Source organism: Serratia sp. Sp408, assembly GCF_057180665.1.
The window spans coordinates 1-10,546 of sequence record NZ_JBXUFT010000016.1 but is presented as its reverse complement, the minus strand read 5'-3'; the positions used below and the strand labels follow the sequence as shown (position 1 = coordinate 10,546).

General features: G+C 54.0%; 9 protein-coding genes and 1 other annotated feature. Of the genes, 5 read left to right on the top strand and 4 right to left on the bottom strand.

Annotation, left to right across the window (positions count from 1 at the left end; translation table 11 throughout):
• Positions 1-527 precede the first annotated feature (527 nt).
• Together AC2AXP_RS22570 and tyrA are read left to right on the top strand one after the other, a co-directional pair.
• Positions 528-1,601, top strand: a complete 1,074-nt coding sequence (locus AC2AXP_RS22570; RefSeq protein ID WP_484381986.1) for a 3-deoxy-7-phosphoheptulonate synthase — start codon at positions 528-530, stop codon at positions 1,599-1,601.
• A gap of 6 nt (positions 1,602-1,607) precedes the next feature.
• The gene (gene tyrA, locus AC2AXP_RS22565) at positions 1,608-2,729 is read left to right on the top strand and encodes a bifunctional chorismate mutase/prephenate dehydrogenase (RefSeq protein ID WP_198773308.1); all 1,122 of its coding nucleotides are present in this window, start codon (positions 1,608-1,610) and stop codon (positions 2,727-2,729) included.
• A 146-nt stretch (positions 2,730-2,875) separates the two neighbouring features.
• On the opposite strand, the gene pheA is transcribed toward tyrA, so the two are convergent.
• The 4 genes from pheA to bamD form a co-directional block, all read right to left on the bottom strand.
• Positions 2,876-4,033 (bottom strand): bifunctional chorismate mutase/prephenate dehydratase, encoded by a 1,158-nt coding sequence (pheA, locus tag AC2AXP_RS22560; RefSeq protein WP_004955129.1) that lies wholly within the window; start codon positions 4,031-4,033, stop codon positions 2,876-2,878.
• 32 nt (positions 4,034-4,065) lie between these two features.
• Positions 4,066-4,192 (bottom strand) — a sequence feature (Phe leader region).
• Positions 4,144-4,191, bottom strand: a complete 48-nt coding sequence (pheL, locus tag AC2AXP_RS22555; protein WP_193764799.1) for a pheA operon leader peptide PheL — start codon at positions 4,189-4,191, stop codon at positions 4,144-4,146. Its footprint overlaps the feature before it by 48 nt.
• 122 nt (positions 4,193-4,314) lie before the next feature.
• Positions 4,315-4,662 (bottom strand): ribosome-associated translation inhibitor RaiA, encoded by a 348-nt coding sequence (gene raiA / locus AC2AXP_RS22550; protein ID WP_004955127.1) that lies wholly within the window; start codon positions 4,660-4,662, stop codon positions 4,315-4,317.
• 312 nt (positions 4,663-4,974) lie between these two features.
• Entirely contained in the window at positions 4,975-5,706 is a 732-nt protein-coding gene (bamD, locus tag AC2AXP_RS22545; RefSeq protein ID WP_004955124.1) for an outer membrane protein assembly factor BamD, read from the bottom strand.
• 131 nt (positions 5,707-5,837) lie between these two features.
• Between bamD and rluD the strand changes: the two genes are divergently transcribed.
• The 3 genes from rluD (at position 5,838) to clpB (ending at position 10,250) form a co-directional block, all read left to right on the top strand.
• Positions 5,838-6,815, top strand: coding sequence for a 23S rRNA pseudouridine(1911/1915/1917) synthase RluD (gene rluD / locus AC2AXP_RS22540; protein WP_004955122.1), 978 nt, complete (start codon positions 5,838-5,840; stop codon positions 6,813-6,815).
• A complete protein-coding gene (gene yfiH, locus AC2AXP_RS22535; protein WP_371902000.1) occupies positions 6,815-7,546 on the top strand; it encodes a purine nucleoside phosphorylase YfiH in 732 nt (243 codons plus the stop codon). The genes rluD and yfiH overlap by 1 nt, the downstream gene beginning before the upstream one ends.
• A 130-nt stretch (positions 7,547-7,676) precedes the next feature.
• Positions 7,677-10,250, top strand: a complete 2,574-nt coding sequence (gene clpB, locus AC2AXP_RS22530) for an ATP-dependent chaperone ClpB (protein WP_004955116.1) — start codon at positions 7,677-7,679, stop codon at positions 10,248-10,250.
• Positions 10,251-10,546: the final 296 nt, after the last annotated feature.

Genomic DNA, 10,546 nt, shown 5'->3' with positions numbered 1-10,546 from the left:
AATGGCGAATTGCAGAGTTATCATGAGAGTCCCTTGTTAAAAGTAATGCTGTGGCTCATGAGCCTTCCTTGCAGGTGACGGGGCCTGTCTATGCAGGTCTACCCCTAAAGAGGTGTGAACCGTTTAGCGTCATCATTCAGTAATTACCGGGGGAGAACTATGAGGTTGCGCAATGTTTATTCATGAAATAACTCTTTTAGGGAGATATAAAACCGTATTGGATGGTGATAGCTGTCGTGTGTAAACTTAAATTTACATGCAGGGTGGGTGTTGACAGGATTTACCACTAACGCGCCATGGCGGTTTTGGTCGAGAAGGTTTTTATTTTACTTGTTGTTTTTAAATAATATTATTGGTTTTATTTCGTTTTGTTTTTCGGGGCTTTATGCTTCCCCTGTTGTCAGTAATTTTTTATTTACGGATTTTGGATTGAAAACTTTACAACGCATGGTAAGGTAGGCCCTGTAACGCTCAATGTTTAACTAACTTACGCTCAGGCATAACGGCAAACGACAGGAAACAGCATCATGCAAAAAGACGCGCTCAATAACGTACATATCAGTGCAGAACAGGTTTTGATTACGCCGGAAGAGCTGAAAAACCAGTTCCCGCTCAGCGCCAGTGATGAAAATGAAATCGCTGCTGCTCGCAAAATTATCGCCGATATCTTGCAAGGGCGTGATCACCGTCTGCTGGTGGTGTGCGGGCCATGTTCGATCCACGATCCGGATGCGGCGCTGGATTACGCACGTCGTTTGAAAACCCTGTCGGCTGAATTGAGCGATCAGCTGTATATCGTTATGCGCGTCTATTTTGAAAAGCCAAGAACCACCGTCGGTTGGAAAGGCCTGATCAACGATCCGTATATGGATGGTTCGTTTGACGTGGAAGCCGGTTTGCACATTGCGCGTCGCCTGTTGCTGGATCTGGTTGGCATGGGGTTGCCGTTGGCCACCGAAGCGTTGGACCCCAACAGCCCACAATACCTCGGCGATCTGTTCAGTTGGTCGGCAATCGGTGCGCGTACCACCGAATCGCAGACCCACCGCGAAATGGCGTCCGGCCTGTCGATGCCGGTCGGCTTTAAAAATGGCACCGACGGTAGCCTGGGAACCGCCATCAACGCCATGCGGGCCGCCGCCATGCCACACCGCTTCGTTGGTATCAATCAGGCTGGGCAAGTGTGCCTGTTACAAACCCAAGGCAACCCGGATGGCCACGTGATCCTGCGTGGTGGCAAAACGCCAAATTACAGTGCGCAAGACGTTGCGGCCTGTGAAAAACAGATGCGTGAAGCGGGACTCCGTCCGTCCTTGATGATAGATTGCAGCCATGGCAATTCTAATAAAGATTACCGCCGTCAGCCGGTGGTTGCCGAGTCGGTGGTAGAGCAGATCAACGCAGGTAATCGTTCTATTACCGGAATCATGCTGGAGAGCCATCTGCATGAAGGCAACCAGTCTTCCGAGCAGCCGCGTGTCGATATGCGCTACGGCGTATCCGTCACCGACGCCTGTATTGACTGGAACGACACCGAGACGCTGCTGCGCCGCATGCATCAGCAGCTTGGTGCCGCGCTGATGGCACGCACTGGAGAGTAGTGAGTTATGGTGGCTGAACTGACCGCGCTGCGCGATCAAATTGACGAAGTGGATAAAGCGCTGCTGGATTTGCTGGCGAAACGCCTGCATCTGGTGGCTGAAGTGGGCGAAGTCAAAAGCCGCCACGGACTGCCGGTGTATGTACCCGAGCGTGAAGCGGCGATGCTGGCTTCGCGCCGTGCGGAAGCGGCGGCGCTTGGCGTACCGCCGGACCTGATTGAAGACATATTGCGTCGTGTGATGCGCGAATCGTACGTCAGCGAGAATGACAAAGGTTTTAAAACCCTCTGTCCGCAGCTGCGTCCGATTGTGATTATCGGCGGCAACGGCCAGATGGGGCGTTTGTTCAATCGGCTGCTGACGCTGTCGGGCTATCAGGTAAACGTGTTGGATCAGCACGATTGGCCTCAGGCGGAAACGCTGCTGGCTGATGCCGGCATGGTGATTGTCAGCGTGCCGATCCACGTCACCGAGCAGGTTATTCAGCGGCTGCCTACGCTGCCAGACGACTGCATTCTGGTTGACCTGGCATCGGTGAAGAACCGCCCGCTGCAGGCGATGCTTGCGGCACACGGCGGCCCGGTATTGGGGTTGCACCCAATGTTTGGCCCAGATGTCGGCAGCGTTGCCAAGCAGGTGGTGGTGTACTGCGACGGCCGTCAGCCCGAAGCCTACCAGTGGCTGCTGGAGCAATTGCAAGTGTGGGGCGCACGGTTGCACTGCATCAGCGCGGTGGAACATGACCAGAACATGGCGTTCATTCAGGCTCTGCGCCACTTCGCTACGTTTGCCTACGGCCTGCATCTGGCGGAGGAAAACGTGCAACTGGAGCAATTGCTGGCGCTGTCCTCGCCGATTTATCGGCTGGAACTGGCGATGGTGGGGCGGCTGTTTGCGCAGGATCCACAGCTGTACGCCGATATCATCATGTCGTCGGAAGAAAATATTCAACTGATCAAGCGTTACTACACGCGTTTCGGCGCGGCGATCGAACTGCTGGAACATGGCGATAAACAGCAGTTTATCAACAGCTTCCAAAAGGTTGAACACTGGTTCGGTGATTATGCCGAGCGTTTCCTGGTAGAAAGTCGTTCACTACTGCGTCAGGCTAACGACAGTCGTCAATAAAACCCGCGATGCATCACAAAAAAGGTCTGGCAGATGCCAGACCTTGCAACGTGCTGACTCTGTCAGCTATCAAACCAAGCCCCTACACACCAGGCTGAAGAGTCGGCTAACTGGTTGCCGTACCCCACTCGGCGCTTTTCTGCGCGTCAGGAGGGATTGACCGGGACCACGTTTTCACTTGGGTAGCAGCCTAGCACCTTTAACGAGCGAGTAATTGGCGTCAAGTCCTGCAGGGCTTTCTGCATGGCATCGGAGCGGATATTCGCCTGCACGTCGATGTAAAACATCTCTTCCCACGGATTGCCATGGATCGGGCGGGATTCCAATTTGGTCATGATGATGCCGTTGTCACGCAGTACCAGCAACGCTTCGACCAATGCCCCCGACTGTTGGCCGGTTGCCATGATAAAAGTGGTTTTCGCCGGCACCTGTTCTGACACGTCAATTGCCTTGCGCGCCAACACGATGAAGCGGGTAATATTCTGTTGCTGGTTGGCCAGGTTGTGTTCCAGCACCTGCAGACCATACAGCGCGCCGCCGGCTTCGCTGCCCAGTGCGGCGGCTGTTGGCGAATTGATTTTGGCAACCTTTTCCATTGCCGCAGCGGTGCTTTCGCAGTATTCGATTTTCCAGTGTGGGTAACGGTTGATGAAATGGCTGCACTGCTGGAACGGTTGCGGATGGCTGTAGACGGTATCAATCTGGTTAAGGTCGGTATCGCCGGCGACCAGCACGCAGTGATCGATCGGATTGGTCAGTTCGCCGACGATTGACAGGCTGGTGTGCTGCAGCAGGTCGTAAACGTCATTGATGGAACCGGAACTGGTGTTCTCAATCGGTAATACCGCGTAGTCAGCCTGGCCGGTTTCGACCTGGGTGAAAATATCCTGGAATTTCTGACAACCGTGCTCGATCAATTGGTCGAAATGGCGTGCGGCATAGCGGCGCGCGGCCAGATGGGAATAAGACCCTTTCGGCCCGAGGAACGCAACGCGTGCAGAATGCTGGCTGGTCTGATTGAGTTGATGTTGCAACAGTGCCTGTTGGGTCAGTACCGAGTCTTCAATAATCAGCTGGAACAGGCGAGTGATGTAAAAACCGTCCAGCTCATAGGGTTTGGCGGCGGTGATCAGGGCGTCCAGCAGGTCGCGCTCGCGCTCTTTATCGCGGATTGGCCGGTGAGAGTGCAACTTGGTTTTGCCCACTTCGACTGCGAGCTCACGACGTTCCGCCAGTAATGCCAGCAGTTTCAGATCCAGTGCGCTGATGCGTTCACGCAGCACGAGTAATGGGTTGTCAGTCATAATCAGCTTTGCCCTGTGTTTTTCTAATAATCATAAAAAAAGCCTCCTGTTTCCAGGAGGCTTTGCTGTTCGTCTTCGCATTCTTTATCACACGACGAAACGCCTCCCAATCAGGGGAAGGTAAAAAAGAATGCGAAGAAAAACGGTTTGCGTTGCATTGGCTGCTTATCGGCTAATGAGTGAGGTTTTAAAGTAACCGCTGGGTTTTCTTTCTGTCAATAAAAACCGGTGAACAAAAAGCGCGCCCTTGGGCGCGCTGGGTGTGAAAACACCGGGACGGGTTACTCTTGTTCAGGTTCTACTGCGACTTCCGGAACGACGTCCTTCACGCTGGCGTGTGCGCGGCGTGCCTCGCCTTTATGCTGCACTTTGTTGAGCTGGCGCTCCAGCTTGGCGATCAGTTCGTTGACGGCGGTATACATATCTTCGTGTTTGGCGCTGGCGACCAGCGGGCCGTTTGGCGTGGTGATGGTGGCGTCGGCCACAAACCCTTTAGGTTCTTTGGATAAAACAATGTGCGGGTTAATCAGTTGGGCCTGCCATTTATCCAGTTTGCTGAGACGGTCTTCGACATGATTACGGATTGCGGGGGTGATATCCATTTGTTTGCTGGTAATGTTGATTGTCATATAACTTACCTCTCTTGTCTTTCCGTCTTGGATGGATTCAGCATACCCCGCTTTAGGGCTAAAGGGGTGAGGAAAATCACCTTTTTTTGTCACCTTTTGCAAAGTTAGTTCAATCTGTGATTTAGCCTCTGAAACCGCCATCTAGCGCTTGAGTCTTCTCGCCGGATCGCGCATTATCGATAGGTTGACCGGCGTGGATTGTTCTTTAATGCCGTGTTTTTAATTGCATATTTTCCCAATTTGGCGCCAGCGTGCGCCAATAAAAACGGCAGCCGAGGCTGCCGTTTTGTTATCTGCTATGCGGGATGGCGATCAGGCCTGATTGGCAGCGATGATTTTCGCCACTTTGTCCGCCTGGCCGTTCAGCTGCAACTGCTTGTACGCGTTTTCCATCAGCGGCAGCGCATCGCGCGTCGCTTTGGTGTCCGGGTATTCACGCATCATCTGTTCGACACGATTAACAACCGCGACGTAAGCACCGCGTTTAGTGTAGTATTCCGCCACTGAAAGCTCATACTTGGACAAACGGTCCTTGAGGTATACCAGGCGCTTTTGCGCATCCGGCGTATACTGACTGCTCGGATACTGCTGAATCAGCTGGCTGAAATCGCGGAACGCAGCGCGGGCATGCTGTGGATCGCGGTCTGAACGATCGACCCCGAAGAAGCCTTGCAATGCGCTGTCATCCAGTGCCATATCCGTCAGACCACGCATGTACATCACATAATCGATGTTCGGATGCGTCGGGTTCAGGCGCATAAAGCGATCGATGGATGCCTGCGCCAGTGGCAGATCGGCCGACTTATAGTAGGCATAAATCAGATCCAGCTGCACTTGCTGGGAGTACGGCCCGAAAGGATAGCGGTTGTCTAACGCTTCGAGTTGCGTAATCGCGCCCTTGAAGTTACCGTCCTGCAGTTTCTGCTGGGCGTTTGCATAGATTTCCGAAGGCGGGTTGTCGGGAACCGCATCCTTGGAACTGGAGCAACCTGCCAGCGCCAGGCTCAACGTGGCTGCCGCCACCAGATATTTCATACGCGTCATGACGTTTTGATTATCCTCAGGGTGTTATTCCGGGAGACTGTCCGTTAAGCTCCCGACAAAGACCAGTTACAATAGCACATTATATTAAACGGCATCGCCGTGAAAACCCAACGTTAACGAAGAAGCTGCATATGGCACAACAAGTACAACTCACCGCAACGGTGGCCGAATCTCAACTCGGACAACGTTTAGATCAGGCTTTGGCCGAATTGTTCCCCGATTATTCACGTTCTCGCATAAAAGAATGGATTTTGGAAGATCGGGTGCAGGTCAACGGCAAAACGACAAACAAACCGAAAGAGAAGGTACTGGGGGGAGAGACGGTTGCCATTGATGCGCAGATTGAAGAAGAAGCGCGTTGGGAACCGCAGGACATCCCGCTGGATATCGTTTATGAAGACAGCGATATTCTGGTGATCAACAAACCGCGCGATCTGGTGGTACACCCGGGTGCCGGCAATCCTGATGGCACGGTGCTCAATGCCTTGCTGCACTACTATCCGGAAATTATCGACGTGCCGCGTGCCGGCATCGTTCACCGTCTGGACAAAGACACCACCGGTCTGATGGTGGTCGCCAAAACCGTGCCTGCGCAAACCCGTCTGGTTGAAGCGCTGCAGTTGCGGGAAATTACCCGTGAATACGAAGCGGTGGCGATCGGCACCATGACCGCCGGCGGTACCGTGGAAGAGCCGATTGCGCGCCATTCCACCAAACGTACTCATATGGCGGTTCACCCGATGGGCAAACCGGCGGTAACGCATTACCGCATCATGGAGCATTTCCGCGCGCACACCCGTTTACGTTTGCGTCTGGAAACCGGCCGTACCCACCAGATCCGTGTGCATATGTCACACATTAGCCATCCGCTGGTGGGCGATCCGCTGTACGGTGGCCGTCCACGTCCGCCAAAAGGCGCATCAGAGGCGTTTATCACCACTTTACGTGGCTTCGACCGTCAGGCACTGCATGCCACCATGCTGCGTTTGTATCATCCTATCAGCGGTATTCAGATGGAATGGCATGCGCCATTACCACAGGATATGGTTGATTTGATCGATGCGCTGAAGGCCGATACCGAAGAATTCAAGGATCAGATGAACTGGTAATGGACGCGCTCATCCAACCCGACTGGCCGTTACCGCAAGGTGTCGCGGCATGTAGCACCACCCGACACGGCGGTATAAGCCTGCCGCCGTATGATTCGCTTAATCTCGGCAGTCACGTCGGGGATGTCGAATCGACGGTGTGGCATAACCGTGAACTGCTGGTGGCGGGCGCCAGCCTGCCACAGATGCCATACTGGCTGGAGCAGGTGCATGGGACTCGCGTACTGCGCCTGGAAGGGCAGGCGCCGACCGATCTGCGCGCTGACGCGGTGTACAGTAACCAGCCGGGACAGGTTTGTGCGGTGATGACGGCGGATTGCCTGCCGGTGTTGTTCTGCTCTCGGACCGGCAAAGAAGTCGCCGCCGCTCATGCCGGCTGGCGTGGGTTATGCGATGGGGTGCTGGAAAGCACGGTTGCGGAATTTGCTGCCGAGCCTGGCCAGATCGTTGCCTGGCTCGGACCGGCCATCGGACCGCAGTGCTTTGAGGTCGGCGCTGAAGTGCGCGCGGCGTTTATGGCGGTCGACGCCGCTGCTGACGCTGCTTTTATCCCTCACGGCGATAAATACCTTGCCGATATCTACTTATTGGCACGCCAGCGGCTGCAAGCTGTTGGAATCACCGAAACCTATGGTGGCAATCGTTGTACCGTTAGCGAAATCAGTCATTTTTTCTCCTATCGACGCGAGCGAATAACCGGACGTCTGGCAAGTTTAATCTGGCTGATATAACCTATTGAATTAGGACGGTCCACCGACGCATAACGTTGTACTCATAATATAGTGTCGAAATAACCTTGAAAATTTGAGGGATGACCTCATTTAATCTCCAGTAGCAATTTTGTCCTATATTGGAGGTGTTATGCGTCTGGATCGTCTTACCAACAAGTTCCAGCTTGCCCTCGCCGATGCCCAATCTCTAGCCCTTGGGCACGACAACCAGTTTATTGAACCGTTACATCTGATGAGCGCATTGCTCAATCAGGAAGGGGGCTCGGTTCGTCCATTATTAACCTCTGCCGGTATCGACGCCGGGCGCCTACGCACCGAAATCGAACAGGCTCTTTCCCGTCTGCCGCAAGTCGAAGGCACCGGTGGCGACGTGCAACCATCCCACGAACTGGTGCGTGTGCTGAACCTGTGCGACAAGCTGGCGCAAAAGCGTGCGGACAAGTTTATCTCGTCTGAATTATTTGTACTGGCGGTGCTGGAAGATCGCGGCACACTGACCGATTTGCTGAAAGCCGCCGGCGCGACAACCGATAAAATCAGCAAGGCCATTGAGCAAATGCGAGGCGGCGACAGCGTGGAAGACCAGGGTGCTGAGGACCAGCGTCAGGCGTTGAAAAAATATACCATCGATCTTACCGAACGTGCCGAACAGGGCAAGCTTGACCCGGTGATCGGTCGTGACGAGGAAATTCGCCGTACCATTCAGGTATTGCAACGTCGTACCAAAAATAACCCGGTGCTGATCGGTGAACCCGGCGTGGGGAAAACCGCTATTGTGGAAGGCCTGGCGCAGCGCATCATCAATGGTGAAGTGCCTGAAGGGCTCAAGCACAAGCGAGTACTGTCGCTCGACATGGGCGCGCTGATTGCCGGCGCCAAATACCGCGGCGAGTTTGAAGAGCGTTTGAAAGGCGTACTGAGCGATCTCGCCAAGCAGGAAGGCAGCGTCATTCTGTTTATTGACGAACTGCATACCATGGTCGGTGCCGGCAAGGCTGACGGCGCGATGGACGCCGGTAATATGCTGAAGCCGGCATTGGCACGTGGCGAGCTGCATTGCGTCGGTGCAACCACGCTTGACGAATATCGTCAATATATAGAAAAGGATGCGGCGCTTGAGCGTCGTTTCCAGAAGGTGTTCGTCGCTGAACCAAGCGTTGAAGACACCATCGCGATTCTGCGCGGCCTGAAAGAACGTTATGAGCTGCATCACCATGTGCAGATTACCGACCCTGCGATCGTGGCGGCGGCGACGCTGTCGCACCGTTATGTCTCTGACCGCCAGTTGCCGGATAAGGCCATCGACCTTATCGATGAGGCGGCTTCCAGCATTCGCATGCAGATGGACTCGAAGCCGGAAGCGCTCGATCGGCTGGAACGTCGCGTTATCCAGTTAAAACTGGAACAGCAGGCGCTGAATAAAGAGTCTGACGACGCCAGCCGGAAACGACTGGAAATGCTCAGCAGCGAGCTGGAGCAAAAAGAACGCGAATATTCTGAACTGGAAGAAGAGTGGAAAGCCGAGAAGGCCTCACTGTCGGGCACCCAGAATATCAAGGCCGAGTTGGAACAGGCGAAAATCACCCTGGAGCAGGCGCGTCGCGTTGGCGACCTGGGGCGGATGTCCGAGTTGCAATACGGCAAGATCCCCGAGCTGGAAAAACAGCTTGCTGCGGCAACCCAGGCCGAAGGCAAGACCATGAAGCTGTTGCGTAATCGCGTTACCGATGCCGAGATTGCAGAAGTGCTGGCGAAGGCAACCGGTATCCCGGTGGCCAGAATGCTGGAAGGCGAGCGCGACAAACTGCTGCGGTTGGAGCAGGAACTGCATTCACGGGTGATTGGCCAAGACGAAGCGGTGACCGCGGTATCCAACGCCATTCGCCGTAGCCGTGCCGGTCTGTCGGATCCGAATCGCCCGATTGGCTCTTTCCTGTTCCTGGGGCCGACCGGTGTAGGTAAGACCGAACTGTGTAAGGCGCTGGCATCTTTCCTGTTCGACAGTGACGATGCCATGGTGCGTATTGATATGTCCGAGTTTATGGAAAAACATTCCGTCTCGCGGCTGGTCGGTGCACCTCCCGGCTATGTGGGTTATGAAGAAGGCGGCTATCTGACCGAAGCGGTACGCCGCAGACCGTATTCCGTCATTTTGCTGGACGAGGTCGAAAAAGCGCATCCGGACGTATTCAATATCCTGCTGCAGGTATTGGATGACGGGCGTTTGACCGACGGGCAAGGGCGTACCGTCGACTTCCGTAATACCGTGGTGATCATGACCTCTAACCTGGGTTCCGATCTGATCCAGGAACATTTTGGTCAGATGAACTATGCGCAAATGAAAGAGTCGGTGATGGAAATGGTGAGTCATCACTTCCGTCCGGAATTCATCAACCGTATAGATGAGGTGGTGGTCTTCCATCCATTGGGTCAACAGCACATTGCCGAGATTGCCAAAATCCAGTTGGCGCGTTTGTATCAACGTCTGGAAGAACGCGGCTACGCGGTTACGATTACCGAACCAGCGTTGACACTGCTCGGCAAGACCGGCTACGACCCAGTGTATGGTGCACGGCCATTGAAACGCGCTATCCAGCAGGAGATTGAAAACCCGCTGGCGCAGCAAATCCTTTCGGGGGCGTTGGTGCCAGGCAAACCGGTGACGCTGGATGTCGAAAACGATCATATTGTCGCCAGGCAGTAACGATAAACGGTAACAACGTTAAAAAGGGAGCGGGCAACCGCTCCCTTTTGCTTTGGTTGTTTTAGCGCTTTTGCGAGAGTTGTCACGTTGAAGGGCTGAAAATGGTCATTTATAGGCTAATAAATATCCTAAAATAAGCTTATTGATTGTTTTTTGTTCGCTTGAAAGATTTTTTGAAATTAGGGGTTGCGGCCTTCTGAGAACTCCCTATAATGCGCCTCCACTGACCGGGAACAACGACTGCTTAAACGCAAGACGAACCACCCAGTCAGTGAGACGAAAGCGAAATAAACGCT